Below are 17,014 nucleotides of genomic sequence, written 5' to 3' on the forward strand. Positions count from 1 at the left end.
CTGCATACTCAGTCTCATATTCATATTAGACTTTTTTATGAAAAAAGGGCAAGCAGAAAGTACAAGAAAGGCATGACAAACAAAAAACTGTCAAAACGGTCTAGCACACCGCCATGCCCGGGAAGGATCTTCCCAGAATCCTTTACATCGTAATGTCTTTTCAGAGCGGATTCTACTAAATCCCCAATCTGTCCGAAAACAGACAAAAACAGTGTGATCAAAAGCAGATAGAAATATGGGATCGGCAGGTTTGCGACAAGCTGAAAAATCGTCGAAAGTACAAGTGCAATGACAATTCCGCCTACAAATCCCTCAACTGTTTTATTAGGGCTGATTTCAGGCCACAATTTTCGTTTCCCAAGCGATTTCCCGACAAAATATGCACCGGAATCAGTCGACCAAATCACGACACAGGCATAAAAAATGTATGTCAGCCCGTGCTGATCAAGGTTTCTGATTTCAATAAAATAATGAAAACACATTCCGATGTAAATCGTTGCAAGGGTAATAAAGCCGACTTCATCAAAGGTAAAAGTGTTCTTCACCAATACTGTGTACGTCAGTAAAATCAGTACTGCGAACAAAGCCGTTTCAATTTTCGAGATACCATTCGCTTCAAAAAAAGAATACTGGCTTGGCATTAAGAACATCCATAACAATAAAAGACTGATCAATCCAGGCAGTGAAACAAGCTTAAGTTTTTTCATCCGCAAAAGCTCAAAAAGCGCTACACTGCCCATTGCATAAACTAATATGGTGAACGGCAAATTCCCGACAATAACTAAAAATAAAAATACAATTGCTGCCAGAACACCTGTCAAAATTCTTTGTTTCATGTCCACCATCCTCTAAATTCCGCCAAACCTCCGGCCCCGTTGCTGATATTCTCCTAACGCCTGCAAGAAATGATTTTCTTTAAAGTCAGGCCACAGAACGTCAGTAAAGACAAATTCACTGTAGGCAACCTGCCAAAGCATAAAGTTGCTTAGTCTAATCTCGCCGCTCGTTCGAATTAAAAGTTCAGGATCCTGCAAAGATTCAGTCATTAAATGATTAGAAAAAAGCGATTCATCAATGTCTTCTATTTTCAAAGAACCATCCTTCACTTTTTCCGCGAGTGTTTTTGCAGCAGTGACAATTTCAGTACGCCCTCCATAGTTGAGAGCAAAATTAAGGATCAGCCCGTCATTTTGCGCCGTATCCTTTACAGCCTTTTCAATCGCTCGCATTGTGTGCGGCGGCAAGGCTGATTCATCTCCTATAATCCGGACCTGCACATTCTCCTCAACAAGTTCCGGTAGATACGTATTTAAAAACTCTTCAGGAAGCTTCATCAAAAAATCAACTTCCATTTTTGGCCGCTTCCAGTTTTCTGTTGAAAATGCGTACAGGGTCAGTACTTTGACACCCAATTCGTTAGCAAGCTTAGTTGTCCTTTTAACCACCTTCATTCCTTCGTGGTGGCCTGCAATTCGGGGGAGAGAGCGTTTTTTAGCCCAACGGCCATTTCCATCCATTATAATGGCGATGTGTTCGGGGATTTCTCCCTTAAGTATGTCTTCTTTTGTATAGCGTTCTAAGTTGGAAGCCGCAGTTTGCTGGTTCTTCCAATTTTTGAGTATGTTGAGCATGAGATTCCTCCGTCACCCAAAAAGGTTGCATTCCCTGCTGATAACCAATGTAATCAACAGTATTAACAAAAAAACCCCCTGTAAACATGAGAGGGTCTTTTCACTATTATCTATTGTACATAGTTTTTCATTAAACTTCCATGATTTCTTTTTCTTTGTCTTTTGTGACACTGTCAATTTTTGACACATATTCATCTGTCAGTTTTTGAACATCTTCATTGGAAGCACGCAGCTCATCTTCAGTGATGTCTCCGTTTTTCTCAAGTTTTTTGAGATCATCGTTCGCATCACGGCGTACATTTCGTACAGCTACTTTTGCGTCTTCAGCATATTTTTTTACAACTTTGACTAATTCTTTACGTCTTTCTTCTGTTAGCGCAGGAATCGCAATGCGAATCATATTGCCGTCGCTCGTTGGCGTTAAGCCTAAATCCGCTTTTAAAATTGCTTTTTCGATATCACCGATTGCTGACTTGTCGTATGGTGTTATGACCAGCATACGAGCTTCAGGCACGTTAATAGAAGACAGCTGATTTAAAGGTGTCTGCGCTCCGTAATATTCAACTGTTACTTTATCTAATAAAGATGGGTTCGCACGGCCTGCGCGTACAGTAGCCAATTCACGCTGATAAGCAGCAATTGCTTTTTCCATTTTTTCCTTCGTTTGTGTTAATACTTCTTTTGACACGTTATTTCCCCCTCACGATCGTTCCGATTGATTCGCCTGTCACGGCGCGTTTAATATTTCCTTCTTCCATAATAGAAAAGACGATTAGCGGAATGTCATTATCCATGCATAAAGATGATGCTGTTGAATCCATCACTTCCAAGCCGTCTTTTAGAACGTCAAGGTAAGAAAGCGATTCATATTTTACAGCTGATTCATCTTTTCTAGGATCAGCATTATACACGCCGTCAACATTGTTTTTAGCCATTAAAATAACGTCTGCTTCAATTTCAGCAGCGCGCAGTGCAGCTGTCGTATCAGTTGAAAAATATGGGTTTCCTGTACCCGCAGCAAAAATAACGACACGTTTTTTCTCTAAGTGGCGTATCGCTTTTCTTCTGATATACGGTTCAGCAACTTGTCTCATTTCAATGGATGTTTGCACTCTGGACTGGATTCCGAGTGTTTCCAAGCTGTCTTGAAGAGCAAGCGAGTTCATCACTGTCGCCAGCATCCCCATATAGTCTGCAGTTGCGCGGTCCATGCCCAGGTCACTTCCTGTTTTTCCGCGCCATAAGTTGCCGCCGCCTACTACAACAGCCACTTCGACTTCAAGCTCAGCGATTTCTTTCACTTGCTTTGCAATGGATTGAATGACAGTAGGGTTAATTCCGTTACCCTGTTCCCCTGCCAATGCTTCCCCGCTAAGCTTTAATACGATACGTTTGTATTTTGGTTTTTCCATAATAACCTCCAAGTGTAAACATTGCCGTTTTCTATTATGCAAGAGAAAAAAAGGTTTGTAAATATAGTTTTAAAAATAGGGAACACAAAGTGTGTCCCCTATACTGCCTGAAAAGACGCGACTTGATCGCGACATCTTTTCACCATTATTTTTTCACTTGGTTCATTACTTCTTCAGCAAAGTTTTCTTGACGTTTTTCGATACCTTCGCCAACTTCATAGCGAACGAAAGTTTCAACAGTTGCGTTTTTCGCTGCAACAACTTGTTTCACTTTTTCATCTGGGTTTTTAACGAATGCTTGGTCTAAAAGACAAATTTCTTCGAAGAATTTGTTCAGACGGCCTTCAACCATTTTCGCTACGATGTTTTCAGGTTTTCCTTCTTGAAGAGCTTGCTGAGTTAAGATTTGACGCTCATGGTCTGTTTCTTCTTCTGATACTTGGTCACGAGAAATGTAACGAGGGTTAACCGCAGCAACATGCATTGCGATATCTTTCGCAGTTTCTTCGTCAGTTGTACCGTTAAGAACAGTTAATACGCCGATGCGTCCGCCCATGTGAAGGTAAGCACCGAATGCAGAGCTGTCATCTTTTGTAAGAACAGCAAAGCGGCGCAGCGTGATTTTCTCACCGATTTTAGCAACTGCACTTGTAATGTACTCTTCTACAGTAGAGCCGTTGTCCATTTTTTGGCCCATTGCTTCTTCAACATCTGCAGGAGTGTTTGCAAGAAGGTGGTCAGCTAATGTGTTAAGAAGCTCTACGAAGCCTTCGTTTTTCGCAACGAAATCAGTTTCAGAGTTTACTTCTAAAATAACACCTTTGTTGCCGTCAGTTTTAATAAGAGTTGAACCTTCTGCTGCGATACGGTCAGCTTTTTTCGCTGCTTTTGCAATTCCTTTTTCTCTAAGAAGGTCAATTGCTTTGTCCATATCTCCATCAGTTTCAGTTAACGCTTTCTTACAATCCATCATACCCGCGCCAGTTTTTTGACGCAGTTCTTTTACTTGCTGTGCAGTAATAGCCATTTGTATTCCTCCTTATATGTTTAAACAAGATATGTATCATGACATTTTTCTTGAAAAAAGGTGATAAAAGGCAGTCCCTCTTATCACCTTTTGAATAGGTTACGCAGTTGTTGTTTCAGTTTCTGGTGCAGTTTCTTCAGCAACTTCCGCTTCTTCTTCGCCTTGCTTCGCTTCTAAGATTGCATCTGCCATTTTAGAAGTTAGAAGTTTAACAGCGCGGATAGCGTCATCGTTCGCAGGAATAACAACATCGATTTCATCAGGATCACAGTTAGTATCTACAATTCCGATGATAGGGATGTTTAATTTGCGAGCTTCCGCAACAGCGATGCGTTCTTTGCGAGGATCGATGATGAACAATGCATCAGGAAGATCCTTCATTTCTTTAATTCCGCCTAGGAATTTTTCAAGACGCTCTAATTCTTTTTTCAATTGAACGACTTCTTTTTTAGGAAGTACTTCAAACGTACCGTTTTCTTGCATTTTTTCAATGTCTTTAAGACGTTTAATACGTTTTTGGATTGTTTCAAAGTTTGTTAATGTACCGCCCAACCAGCGTTGGTTGACATAGTACATGCCAGAGCGTTGAGCTTCTTCTTTAACAGAATCTTGAGCTTGTTTTTTTGTGCCGACGAAAAGGATTCTTCCGCCTTCAGCAGCAAGATTTTTAGTGAAGTTGTAAGCTTCCTCTACTTTTTTGACTGTTTTTTGAAGGTCAATGATGTAGATTCCGTTACGCTCCGTGAAAATGTAACGCTTCATTTTTGGGTTCCAACGGCGTGTTTGGTGACCGAAGTGAACACCAGCTTCAAGCAATTGCTTCATAGAAATGACTGACATGTTATTTCCTCCTAATATAATGGTTTTTTTCCTCCGCTTAGGTCATTTTTGTGCAGAACTGCCGCCTGCAGCACCCTCTGCATAAATCGTTAAGCGTGTGTATTTAACACCAAGAAATAATATAACACAGCTTTATGCGACAATCAAGAATGCTTTACAGCTTTGGAGCGAAATTTTAGAAATAGCTCGATTTCTGTCTTTCCGCTCTTCAATTTCTGAGCAATTTCACCAGCTGAATATCCCTGTTCATATAATGCCATAACTTCATCTTCAAATGAACGGGCATCGCTGTTTACGTTCTCTTCCGCCCTCTCAACCTCGTTGATCAGACCTTCGATATGCTCGGGAAGAGCGTTGTTTTCTTCCTGAACAGCACCTCGCTCTGAATGTTGTTCAGCCTGCTGATGCTCTTCCTTCTGTTTTTCTTCAGTTTGAACAGAAGGTACATCCAAGTTGTCTATCAACTTCTCATTTTCTTCTTTTAGTTCAAGAAGAAATGCCGCAAGTGTGTTCTCCGTCTCTTCCAGCAGCTTCTTTTGCTGTTTTTCTGTTTCTTTCACAGCTGCGAGCCTCATATACAGGATAATGACAGCGTACAGAAGAACGCCGTGAAGCGTGAAGCTTAAAAGCCATAATAGTGTTGACATGTTTTTCACTCGCTAATCATGAGAATTCTTTATTGAATTACTTTTTCAAGCAGATTCTTTAATTTAAATAGTGCCTTTGAATGTATTTGTGATATACGGGACGTAGAAAGATTCAATACCTGTCCGATTTCTGTCAATGTCAATTCCTCTTTATAGAACAAACTGACCACAAGCTGTTCTTTTTCAGAGAGTTCGTGAATTTTGTCCGCAAGCTGCGCAATCAGCTCATCTTTCATGATCTTTTCTTCCGGCGGGACATTTTTGTCATCTCTGATCATGACCTGGATGTTTTCCCCGTCATCCTGATCATGAAGCTTTTCGTCAATTGACAGCAGATTTGCAAAAAAAACCTTCATTCATTGTTGACACTACATCCTGTTCCGTCATTCCGAGTTCCTCTGCAATTTCTGCGGGCGATACATTCCGAAGATAGCGCTGTTCAAGCTTTTCAATCGCCGCTTCAACCTTCTTTGTTTTTTCACGCGAGGTTCTGGGCAGCCAATCCTCTTTACGAAGCCCGTCAATAATTGCACCGCGAATTCTAAACGAGGCGTAGGTATCAAATTTTAAGTCCCGGCTGGGGTCAAATTTTTCAAGGGCATCGTATAAACCAAGCATACCAAGGCTCATAAGATCGTCTTTATGCACTGATTTTGGCAGTCCGACAGAAATTCTGCCTACATGATATGTGACAAGCGGCATGTAACGGCGCATTAAATCATCACCGGCCTTAGGATCTTTCCACTCTTTCCAGCGCGACCAAAGCACCTGATCTTCATAATTCAAGGATTGCATTGTTATCCCCCTAATACCTTAATTAAATCGTTTTTTCACCTTGTTTAACAGTTCGAATATGCAGCATACAGGACTTCGGTTCAAATTCTATCGTCCGGCCGCTTGAGCCTCCCGTATCTTCACTGATAATCGGAATATTATATAATGACAGCTGTTCCTTTATCGCTAAGACATTTCTCGGTCCGATCTTCATCAAATCATTCGTCATTTTAAATTTAAACATCTCTGATCCGCCGGCAAGCTTTGCTTTTAACGCAAACTTTCGGCAGCCCGCTTCTACCAGCATATCAATCGTAGCTTTTACAGCGGTATCGGCATATTTTGCCCGATTGAGTTCAGCTGTTTTTGATAACGTCGAATCCGGCAGCATGACATGGACAAGCCCCGCCGTTTGCTTTTCTTTATCGTAAAGCACCAGCCCTACACACGACCCTAAACCAGACGTCCGGATTGAATCCGGGAAGCGGGCGATCTTCACGTCCGCAATTCCAACCTTTACAACAGCAGCCTCAGTTGTACTCATAATGAAGCACCCAAGGCGACAAAGAGCTTTTCAAATGAATCATAGTCCGGCAGCATAAACATATGCGCTTTTAGCTCCTGCTGATGGCTTTGGTCAAAAATTGACGTATCAACAACAATTGCATGTTCCCCAACCTGACTGAGCTCCATCAGACCTTCACTGATGACAGCACCGAACATGTCCAGTGAAACTTCTGGAACACTCGGGTAAAGCTGGAGTTTCGTCAAATCAGCCAATGCCGTTAAATATGATCCTGCTAAAATATTGCCCAGTTCATGCAAAGCGGAAGAACTCATATGATCTTCACCCAGGTTTTCTATATCAAAATCCGGGTTGCCGATCAGCTCTCTGATAAACTGCTCCGCCTGATAAAAAGGCATTATAAAGAACATTGAGCCCGTCAAATCGCCTTCCATTCTTAAAAAGATGCTGGCGACCGGCATTTCTGCTCCGCCGAAAAAGTCTACAAGTTCATCAAACGATAGTAACTTTGCAAACGGGACTTCCATATCAATCTTTCTATTTAACAGCTGGGCCATTGCAGAAGCAGAGTGGCCGGCTCCGATATTGCCGACTTCCCGCAAAATGTCCATCTGCTCTTCTTTGATTCCATTAAAAATACTCATGTCATAACCCCTTTAAGATTAAGCTTGATCGGGCACAGCGGACTGAGATGATTCTTTATCCAAAACCGCATTTGCATCAATAATATTTAAGAGCCTGTTCTCTTGTTTTACAATCTGTTTGATCGACACATACGTGTCTTTTTGAACACTTTCCGGAGCGGATTCTATTTCACTTTCATGTACTGTTATGACATCATTTGCTTCATCCACAATCCAGCCCACTTCAATATCACGATAAGCAATAATGATAATTCGTGTTTCATCGGTAATTTCATACTCAGGCAAGCTGAGACGCTTTCTTAAATCAATAACCGGAGTCACCACGCCGCGCAAATTGATCACTCCGCAAATATAAGGTTCAACGCCTGGCACTCTCGTTGGCTTTTGCCATTTCTCAATTGATTTCACCTGAGTGACAGAAATGGCATATTCTTTGCCATTTACCATAAAGACAATCATTTTTTCGCCTGTTTTAATTTCTGCAGTCATGTGAGACACCTCCTCGTATGGTTAAATAATCAGTGCATTACAATCGATAATGAGCGCTACTTCTCCGTCTCCTAAAATAGTAGCTCCGGAAATTGCAAAGACGTTTGTTAAATAATCTCCGAGTGATTTCAGCACAACTTCCTGCTGGCCAATAAAGGAGTCCACCACAAATGCAGTAGGTTTGTCGCCTTTTTTCACGACAATGATATGGAGCTGTTCCGCATCTTGTCTTGTATCTTCTATTTTAAACTCTTCTTTTAAATAAACGACAGGGACAATATGCCCTCTAAAATCGATTACTTCACGGTCATGCGTTTGCAGAATATCTTTTCTGTCTATAACTGCCGTTTCAATTATAGAAGAAATCGGAATCGCAAATGTCTCTTCTTCCAATTTGATCAGCAGAACTGAAATAATGGACAGTGTAAGCGGAAGCTGAATGCTGAATAGTGATCCTTGTCCTTCTGCAGATTTCACACTGACTGAACCGCCGAGTGACTCGAGTTTATTTTTCACAACATCAAGCCCGACACCCCGCCCGGAAATATCCGAAATTTGATCAGCAGTAGAGAACCCCGGAGCAAATATCAATTCATAAATTTCATTGTCTTCTAAGGTTTCAGCTTCTCTTTCTGTAATGACACCGCGCTCAAGCGCTTTTTCAAGGATTTTTTTTGCGATTAAGGCCTGCCCCGTCATCCTCTACTTCAATAAAGACGTGATTTCCGCTGTGATAAGCTTTCAGCACAACTTTTCCAGACTCAGGTTTTCCTTTTTGCAAACGTGTTTCCGGAGACTCAATTCCATGGTCAATACTGTTTCTGATTAAGTGAACGAGCGGATCTCCAATTTCATCAATTACTGTTCGATCGAGTTCTGTTTCCGCACCGATGATGGAGAGTTCGATTTTTTTATTCAGCTCTTTTTGAAGCTGGCGAATCATTCTTGGGAAACGGTTAAAAACAGTTTCAACCGGAACCATTCTCATATTGAGAATAATAGACTGCAAATCGCCGGAAATTCTCGTCATTCGCTCGACTGTTTCAGTCAATTCATTGTGCTCAAGCTCTTTTGCAATCTGCTCAAGACGCCCGCGGTCAATGACAAGCTCTTCAAATAAGTTCATTAAAGAATCAAGCCTGTCGATATTGACACGAATTGTTTTAGACCCGCCTGATGTATGCTTCGACTGTTCATCGTTTTTAGCAGGCTGCTTTGGTTTGTCCTGCTTAACAGGTGCAGCAGCTGGTGTATCCGCCTGAGGCTCTTCCGGTTTTTCAGCTGGTTGTAAAGGCGAGCCCTGAATAATTTCAACATGCTCGACCTCTGAAACTCCGTTGATGATCTGTTCAACGTCTTCAGCCGTTTGATTCGTTAAGAAGCAAACCTGGAAGTCAGTGCCGAAATCTTCCGTCTCAAGCACTTCCGCACTCGGTATTGTTTTGGCTACTTCTCCGATCTCATTGAGCTTCTCAAAAACCATATATACACGAACCGCTTTTAACATACAGTCTTCTTTCAGAGAAATTGTGATTTCATACCGTTTGAAACCTTGCTCCTCCGCTTCTTCTATCACTGTTCGTTCAAACTCATCATATCCCCAATCAGATGCTGAACCCTTCGCTTCAGCAGGTTCCGCTGAAGCAGCAGTCTCAGCATGCGCACCGTTCACGTCAAGCTTTGCGCTCACTTCAGAGATATCTCTTTTACCATCCCCGCCGTCAATAATAGACTGAACCATTGCTTCCAGATGATCCAGCGCTTCAAACAAGATATCCATCCAGTCTGATGTAACTGCCATATCTCCGTTTCGAAAAGCATCCAATACGTTTTCAAGCAGATGGGTTAAATGGGCTAAATCCGTATACCCCATCGTTGCGCTCATACCTTTTAGTGTATGAGCAGCCCTGAATATATCGTGGACGAGCTGAAGATCTGTCGGGTCTTTCTCTAAAAGGAGAAGCTTTTCATTACATGTTTGTAAATGTTCTTTACTTTCATCAATAAAGACATCTAAATATTGATTCATATCCATTTGAATCACACCCTCTCTTTTTTCACACAGCTTGTGATGGATGCTGCGATATCTTCCACATGTTTAATTTCATGAATAAGGCCCGCCTTAACGGCTGCTTTCGGCATCCCAAATACAACACAAGATTCTTCAGACTCTGCGAGGGTTTTCACATTGCCGGACGCAAGCATGTCCTTAAGACCGGCAGTACCGTCACTGCCCATTCCGGTCATAATGACCGCTACTTTTTCATAGTCTGCAAGTTTGCCGACAGAACGGAACAAGTAGTCTGCTGATGGTTTATGACGGCTTGGCGTATCGTGATTATCAAGAACGATTTTAAGGCCGCCGCTGTTTTTGATAACGGATATGTTTTTTCCCCCCGGAGCTATGTACACACAGCCGTTAAGAGCTGCTTCGCCATCTTTTGCTTCCTTTACACGAATGTCAGACAGATGGTTCAGCCGATCAGCCAGAGAAGCAGTAAAGCCTTCAGGCATGTGCTGTACAACGACTACAGGCGCGTTTAAATCCTTAGGAAGCTTTGGTATCACCTTTTGAAGCGCCCTTGGTCCGCCTGTTGACGTGCCGATACAAACAATATGTCTGCCTGTTCCAGATTTTGACTGACTCAATGCAGGCTTAGCGATGCGTTTAGGCTCAGGCCGATTGACCGCCGGAGCCGCAGCTTTTTGCTGACCGGAAAGTCCGGCCGCGATGACCCGCTCAACTAATTGTTCTTTAATTTTGTATAAATCTAAAGATATAGAACCAGATGGCTTTGTGATAAAATCAAAGGCGCCTATCTCTAAACAGTTAATCGTACACTCTTTTCCTTGCTGGGTCTGGCTTGAAACCATAATGACCGGCAGCTGATAAAGCTCAATAATTTTCCGCAGTGTGTCTGTTCCATTCATCACCGGCATTTCGATATCAAGTGTGATAACATCCGGTTTCAGCAATTCTATCTTTTTAAGTGCCTCTTCTCCGTTTCTCGCAGTTCCGATTACTTCTATCTGCTTTTCCTCGGTTAGAAAATCACTTATCATTTTTCTCATAAAAGCCGAATCATCAACTACAAGCACACGAATCAAATTAAGCCCTCCTCATTAAAAAAGAAGATAATTTCTCAATAAATGTCTGTTTTTCTTCTTTGTGTCTAGTTTCTTCTCTTTCAAACAAGGCGTCCGCTAGGAGACGGACTGACCGGCTGGCTTTTGCCTGAGGACTTTTTAATAAAAAAGGAACCTGTTCGACAACTGCTTTGCTCACGATCCCGTCGTCAGGGACTGAACCGGCAAACTGAACCGCTTCGCCTAAAAACATGTGAATGGTCCGGGAAAGGCGGGTAAAAGCGTCAAGCCCTTCCTTTTGATCACGGCACCGATTGACAGCTACTTTCATTGAAAGCTGATTTCCTGTCAAAGCTAAATGTTTGACAGCGCTGTATGCATCCATAATGGCTGTAGGCTCCGGGGTTGTTATGATCAAAATGTCTTCTGCTGATAAAATAAAAGGCAGCTGGTCTTTTGATAGGCCCGCCCCCATGTCAAACAGTACATAATCAAACTGACTTAACGCATGAGAAAGCTCATTAGCAAAAAAGGTCCATTTTTTCTGGTCCAGCTGAAACATCACATCCAGCCCAGTTCCGCCAGATATATACCGAAGACCCTTTGGCCCAGTAGATATGGATTGCATAAAAGGCTTGCGCTCAGTTAGAACGTCAATAATAGTCGCGGAAGACGAGTTTCCCATTAATATATCAATGTTCCCCATTCCGATATCAAGATCAATAAGCAGTACCTTCTTGCCTTTATCCTGCAGCGCAAGAGCCATATTTAAAGTGATGTTGGATTTTCCGACACCGCCCTTGCCGCTGATGACTGCAAGTGTTTTAGCTTTCTGTGCAAAAACAATCGGCAGATCGCGCTCACGCTTCTTCATTTTCGCCCGTAAAGTTGCTGCTTGGTCAAATCTGTTCATCTGCACAGCATCCCTACAAACTCCCGCGGCGAGACTGTCTGTATATCCTCCGGCACATTCTGGCCGTTTGTGATAAACCCGGCGCCTATCTTTGATTCTGCCAGTATACTGAATACAGAGCCTAAGGAAGCAGTCTCATCTATTTTCGTAAAAATAAACTGATTGACAGGAACAGATGAAAAACGTCTGACAATTTGTTTCATATCTTCATATTTTGCAGTCGCTGACAAAACGAGAAATGACTGAATGCTGCTTTCAAAAGGAATCGTCTCTTTCAGTTCATCGATATATTGCTGTTCTCTGAAGTTTCTTCCTGCTGTATCGATAAATACATGATCATATTCAGCAAATAATTCTTTCGCCCGCTGAAATTCCTCTTTTGTATAACAGACTTCCAGAGGAGCCTGCAGCAGCTCGGCATATGTTTTCAACTGTTCAACTGCTGCAATCCGGTAAGTATCTGTTGTAATAAAAGCAATTTTTTTCTGTTTTTCAAGCAGAGAAGACGCTGCTAGTTTTGCAAGCGTTGTTGTTTTACCCGCGCCCGTCGTACCAAACAGCACGATATACTTCGAACGAATAGGCTCCTGCCACTTGTCTGCTGGAGGTAGTGCCGCGCACAGTATATCCTGAAGTTTACCGACCACGTTTTCTTCCGTAAGTCCGCCCGATTCAACAGAGAATCGCAGTATTTTTTTCATAGTACGGGTCTTAATTGATTCATTAACGCCGGTTTCTCCCAAAAGCTGTTCGGCTATTCTGAGCGGTTCAGGAAGTACGGATTGATATGCTGAAAAATCACCTGGCTCAGATTGAGCCGGAATTTGAGGGATTATCCTCTCCTCTATTTTCGGACTGCTGACAGGAGGTTTTGACGTTTGTTTCGGCTCTGCTGCCTTTTCAGCTGTTTTTTTCTCAAGAAAATCTTGATCCAATACGGCAATCACTTCAACAGCCGGTTTTTTTAAAAGTCCGAACCATTTACGCTTATTGATTTTTTTGGAATTCAGTATAACCGCTTCATTGCCTAGTTCTTTTCTGATAAGCTGTGCCGCTTCTTGCATTGAAGCAGCAGTAAATTTTTTGATTTTCATTAAATATCCACCACTCCAATGCTTTGAACTTCGACATTAGCCTCAAGCTCGTTATAAGAAAGAACAGGAAGATCCGGAAAATATCGTTCCAGAAGCTGTTTCACATACATCCTTACAGGAGGCGAGCAAAGAAGAATCGCAGTCTCTTGCCGTATTGAGAGCTGTTCGGCTTCTTTTGCAACAGAGCGCACAATGCTTTCCGACACATCTGGTTCAAGCGACAAATAGTTCCCATGTTCTGTCTGCTGTACACCGTCAGCAATTGCCTTTTCTACACGGCCGGAACAAGTGATCACTTTTAACACTTCATTTTCTTTGGCAAACTGGGCAGTAATTTGCTTAGCAAGTGCCTGTCTTGTGTACTCTGTTAAAAGATCAGAGTCCGTTGTCAGTTTTCCATAATCGGCAAGTGTTTCAAAAATGGTTACCAAATTGCGGATTGAAACTTTTTCTTTTAACAGTTTAGCCAGCACTTTCTGAATATCTCCGACAGATAATGGATTTGGCGTAACCTCTTCCACCAGGACCGGATACGTTTCTTTCAAATGATCAATAAGCTGTTTCGTCTCCTGTCTGCCGATTAATTCATGAGCATGCTGCTTAATTTTCTCTGTAATATGTGTTGAGACAACTGAAGCCGGATCTACAACTGTATAGCCCAGCATGTCAGCTTCATCCTTCACCGATTCGCCAATCCATTTGGCTGGAAGCCCAAACGACGGTTCTACTGTTTCGATCCCTTCAATCAGGTCGTCTTCAGGCGTAGGCGACATTGCTAGATAATGATCTAGTAATAGCTCGCCTTTTGCTACTTCATTTCCTTTAATTTTCAATCGGTATTCATTAGGCTGCAAAGCGATATTGTCTCTGATACGCACGACAGGAATGACAAGCCCAAGTTCCAGCGCCAGCTGACGGCGAATCATCACAATTCGGTCTAATAAATCCCCGCCCTGATTAGCATCCGCCAGCGGAATCAGACCATAGCCAAACTCGAATTCTATCGGATCTATATGCAGAAGCTGCACAACACTTTCGGGGCTTTTGAGCTCGTCAACTTCAGCCTCTTCCTCAAGAATCTCTTCCACTTCTTCTTTTTCCTTACCTGTTTTAGATAGCGTATAACCGCCAAAAGCAAGCAGCCCTGCAAGCGGCCCTGTTAGGAGAATACCAATTGGAGTAAACAAGCCAAGAAGCAGAATAGTTGCTGCTGTAACATATAAGAGCTTTGGATAAGCGAACAGCTGGCCTGTGATGTCATGACCTAAGTTTCCTTCGGAGGCTGCTCTTGTCACGACAATACCTGTAGCTGTAGAAATTAACAGCGCCGGAATTTGCGATACAATTCCATCTCCTACAGTCAGCATCGTAAAATGAGAGGCTGCCTCTTGTATCGCCATGCCTTGCTGCAGCATACCGATAATGATTCCGAAAATGATATTGATCATCACAATAATAATTCCAGCAATTGCATCACCTTTCACAAATTTGCTGGCACCGTCCATCGCACCGTAAAAGTCTGCTTCTCGAGCTACTTTTTCACGGCGGTGTTTCGCTTCCTGTTCGTTAATCATGCCTGCATTTAAATCAGCATCAATACTCATCTGCTTCCCTGGCATTGCATCAAGCGTAAATCTTGCCGCAACCTCGGAAACACGTTCCGCGCCCTTTGTGATGACGATAAACTGAATAATAATTAAGATAATAAATACAACAAGTCCGACTAAAACATTTCCGCCGACAACGAAGTTACCGAAGGTCTCAACAACCTTCCCTCCTTCGCCGTGCGAAAGGATCGAACGCGTCGTTGACACATTCAAGCCCAGACGAAATAAGGTCAAAAGCAGCAGCAGTGACGGAAAAATCGAAAACTGCAGCGGTTCTTGCATATTCATTGTGGTGAGAAGCACGATCAACGCAAGAGAAATATTAATAATGATCAAAATACTTAACAGCCATGGAGGAAATGGTATCACCAGCATTGCCACAATGAGGACAACACTTATTAAAACGGATAAATCTCTTGTTGACATGCTGTTTTTTCTCTCCTTTTGAATCGTAAAATTCAATTTACTTTTTGTTTCGTTTTAAATACGTAAGCCAGGATTTCTGCCAAGACTTTAAAAAACTCTTCCGGCACTGCCTGGTCAATTTCAACCTGATCATATAACGCACGGGCAAGCGGCCTGTTTTCTACCATCATGACATCATGCTCTTTAGCAATCTTCCTAATTTTTAATGCAAGGTGGTCAACACCTTTTGCAACAATGTATGGTGCATCCATTTTTTCTTCGTCATATTTAAGTGCGATCGCATAGTGGGTCGGGTTTGTGATGATGACATCAGCTTTCGGCACTTCCTGCATCATCCGCCTCATCGCCATTTCCCGCTGTCGTTGCTTAATTTTAGACTTAATAATCGGATCTCCCTCAGATTTTTTGTACTCATCTTTTATATCCTGCTTTGACATTTTGATATTTTTATCATAGTCAAATCTCTGATACAAATAATCGAGTCCGGCAAGAATCAACAAAGCCCCTGCTCCGCTCAGCCCCATCCACAGGGTGAGTTTTGAAACAAAGGAAAGTGCTTCTTCAGGTGTCAGAAGCGGAAGGCGGAGAATTTCTCCATAGTGCATCCAAAGCACAACAAACGCCGCAAACCCTACAACAGCAATTTTCAGTATCGATTTAAGCAGCTCTACAATCGCCCTCATGCTGTATATCCGTTTAAAGCCTTTTATCGGATCCAATTTTTCAAGCTTAGGCTGGATCACTTCCGTAGAAAATAAAAATCCCACCTGCATATAGTTGCTTACAACTCCTGCAACAAGGGCAACAAGCAGAATCGGAGCAAGTACAATGCCAGTATCCTTTAATAAGCTGATAAACAGGATATGCACATTTGATTCTGAGAGCTTCATTGTGAGTGACTCCGTGTAAAATGTCTCTATAAATGACAGCAGCCTGTCTCTCATATACGGGCCGATCGCAATAAACGAAAGGAAGATGACTAATAATGAAACGGCGGTATTCACATCAGAGCTTTTTGCAACCTGCCCTTTTTTTCTAGTATCCTTCCGTTTTTTCGGAGTGGCTTTCTCTGTTTTTTCTCCCGCAAAAAATTGGAGGTCAATTCTTAGCTTCATTAAGAAACACCGACCAATGCTAAAAGATTCCGCATCGTTTCAATCGTTAAGCCGAAAACATTCCGAACAACGACGAAGATAACGGACATACATACGATGAGCATGATAAAACTGACGGCAATCTTTAAAGGCAGACCGACGACAAATACATTTAATTGGGGAACTGTCCGGGCCACGATGCCTAATGCAAGATCCACAAGAAACAAACTGGCCACAACCGGCGCCGACATTTGAAATGCGATAATAAACATTGCATTAAAGCTTTTGGCGATAAGATAGGCAAACTTTTCATCGCCAAAATTCGGAAATGCCTGATCAACCGAAATATACTGAAAGCTGTAGTAAATACCGTCCAGCAGCAAATGATGCGCATTGACACTCAGCATAAACAAAAGAGCCATCGTATAGATAAACTGGCCGATCAATGGACTCTGTGCGCCCGTTTGCGGATCGATAACGTTCGCAATTGAAAAACCCATCTGAAAATCAATAAACGAACCGGCTATCTGAACAGCAGCAATCATCATATAAGCAATCAAACCAAGACACAGACCCACCAGAGCTTCTTTAAATGCCAGCAGCATATATTGCTCGTCAACCTCCAAAGACGGAGGTTTATCAATCGTGCTGAAGCAAATGACTGCAAGAAAAAAAGCAAATCCGATACGATGAACAGCCGGAACGTTTCTGTGGCCGTATAGCGGAACCGTTACAAAAAAAGCAGAGATTCTAATAAAAACCAATAAAAAAGCAGGAAATAAATCAATAATCGAATTCATCAC

Annotated in this window: 16 protein-coding genes and 2 pseudogenes; all 18 read right to left on the minus strand. The window is 42.3% G+C overall.

Annotation, left to right across the window (positions count from 1 at the left end):
- Nucleotides 1–35: 35 nt before the first annotated feature.
- On the minus strand, nucleotides 36–845 hold the full coding sequence (cdsA, locus tag H7F27_RS12095; RefSeq protein WP_081638302.1) for a phosphatidate cytidylyltransferase: 810 nt from the start codon (nucleotides 843–845) through the stop codon (nucleotides 36–38).
- A 3-nt stretch (nucleotides 846–848) separates the two neighbouring features.
- Entirely contained in the window at nucleotides 849–1,631 is a 783-nt protein-coding gene (locus H7F27_RS12100; RefSeq protein WP_024121421.1) for an undecaprenyl pyrophosphate synthase, read from the minus strand.
- 130 nt (nucleotides 1,632–1,761) lie between these two features.
- The gene (gene frr, locus H7F27_RS12105; RefSeq protein ID WP_024121420.1) at nucleotides 1,762–2,319 is read right to left on the minus strand and encodes a ribosome recycling factor; all 558 of its coding nucleotides are present in this window, start codon (nucleotides 2,317–2,319) and stop codon (nucleotides 1,762–1,764) included.
- Nucleotide 2,320: 1 nt separating this feature from the next.
- Nucleotides 2,321–3,043: a UMP kinase gene (gene pyrH, locus H7F27_RS12110; RefSeq protein ID WP_010334275.1), complete on the minus strand. Its 723-nt coding sequence runs from the start codon at nucleotides 3,041–3,043 to the stop codon at nucleotides 2,321–2,323.
- A 145-nt stretch (nucleotides 3,044–3,188) separates the two neighbouring features.
- Nucleotides 3,189–4,070, minus strand: a complete 882-nt coding sequence (gene tsf / locus H7F27_RS12115; RefSeq protein ID WP_024121419.1) for a translation elongation factor Ts — start codon at nucleotides 4,068–4,070, stop codon at nucleotides 3,189–3,191.
- A 99-nt stretch (nucleotides 4,071–4,169) separates the two neighbouring features.
- Entirely contained in the window at nucleotides 4,170–4,910 is a 741-nt protein-coding gene (gene rpsB, locus H7F27_RS12120) for a 30S ribosomal protein S2 (RefSeq protein ID WP_024121418.1), read from the minus strand.
- Nucleotides 4,911–5,053: 143 nt separating this feature from the next.
- Entirely contained in the window at nucleotides 5,054–5,557 is a 504-nt protein-coding gene (locus H7F27_RS12125; protein ID WP_024121417.1) for a hypothetical protein, read from the minus strand.
- A 29-nt stretch (nucleotides 5,558–5,586) separates the two neighbouring features.
- A pseudogene (gene sigD, locus H7F27_RS12130) lies at nucleotides 5,587–6,352 on the minus strand (RNA polymerase sigma-28 factor SigD).
- A gap of 22 nt (nucleotides 6,353–6,374) precedes the next feature.
- Entirely contained in the window at nucleotides 6,375–6,875 is a 501-nt protein-coding gene (gene cheD / locus H7F27_RS12135) for a chemoreceptor glutamine deamidase CheD (protein ID WP_024121416.1), read from the minus strand.
- Nucleotides 6,872–7,501, minus strand: a complete 630-nt coding sequence (gene cheC, locus H7F27_RS12140; protein ID WP_024121415.1) for a CheY-P phosphatase CheC — start codon at nucleotides 7,499–7,501, stop codon at nucleotides 6,872–6,874. Before cheC ends, cheD begins: the two co-directional genes overlap by 4 nt.
- A gap of 18 nt (nucleotides 7,502–7,519) precedes the next feature.
- Nucleotides 7,520–7,990 (minus strand): chemotaxis protein CheW, encoded by a 471-nt coding sequence (cheW, locus tag H7F27_RS12145; RefSeq protein ID WP_024121414.1) that lies wholly within the window; start codon nucleotides 7,988–7,990, stop codon nucleotides 7,520–7,522.
- Nucleotides 7,991–8,011: 21 nt separating this feature from the next.
- Nucleotides 8,012–10,025 (minus strand): annotated as a pseudogene (gene cheA, locus H7F27_RS12150) (chemotaxis protein CheA).
- A gap of 5 nt (nucleotides 10,026–10,030) precedes the next feature.
- Nucleotides 10,031–11,098, minus strand: a complete 1,068-nt coding sequence (cheB, locus tag H7F27_RS12155; protein WP_024121412.1) for a protein-glutamate O-methylesterase CheB — start codon at nucleotides 11,096–11,098, stop codon at nucleotides 10,031–10,033.
- A 1-nt stretch (nucleotide 11,099) separates the two neighbouring features.
- The gene (locus H7F27_RS12160) at nucleotides 11,100–11,996 is read right to left on the minus strand and encodes a MinD/ParA family protein (RefSeq protein ID WP_081638301.1); all 897 of its coding nucleotides are present in this window, start codon (nucleotides 11,994–11,996) and stop codon (nucleotides 11,100–11,102) included.
- The gene (gene flhF / locus H7F27_RS12165) at nucleotides 11,987–13,084 is read right to left on the minus strand and encodes a flagellar biosynthesis GTPase FlhF (RefSeq protein WP_185847971.1); all 1,098 of its coding nucleotides are present in this window, start codon (nucleotides 13,082–13,084) and stop codon (nucleotides 11,987–11,989) included. Before flhF ends, H7F27_RS12160 begins: the two co-directional genes overlap by 10 nt.
- Nucleotides 13,084–15,117 carry a flagellar biosynthesis protein FlhA gene (flhA, locus tag H7F27_RS12170; protein WP_024121409.1) on the minus strand — a complete coding sequence of 678 codons (2,034 nt, stop codon included), beginning with the start codon at nucleotides 15,115–15,117 and terminating at the stop codon, nucleotides 13,084–13,086. Before flhA ends, flhF begins: the two co-directional genes overlap by 1 nt.
- A gap of 32 nt (nucleotides 15,118–15,149) precedes the next feature.
- Entirely contained in the window at nucleotides 15,150–16,232 is a 1,083-nt protein-coding gene (gene flhB / locus H7F27_RS12175; protein ID WP_185847972.1) for a flagellar biosynthesis protein FlhB, read from the minus strand.
- Nucleotides 16,232–17,011, minus strand: coding sequence for a flagellar biosynthetic protein FliR (gene fliR, locus H7F27_RS12180; RefSeq protein WP_024121407.1), 780 nt, complete (start codon nucleotides 17,009–17,011; stop codon nucleotides 16,232–16,234). Before fliR ends, flhB begins: the two co-directional genes overlap by 1 nt.
- Nucleotides 17,012–17,014 lie beyond the last annotated feature (3 nt).

This window comes from Bacillus sp. PAMC26543, assembly GCF_014250375.1.
Taxonomy (GTDB): Bacteria; Bacillota; Bacilli; order Bacillales; family Bacillaceae; genus Bacillus; species Bacillus halotolerans.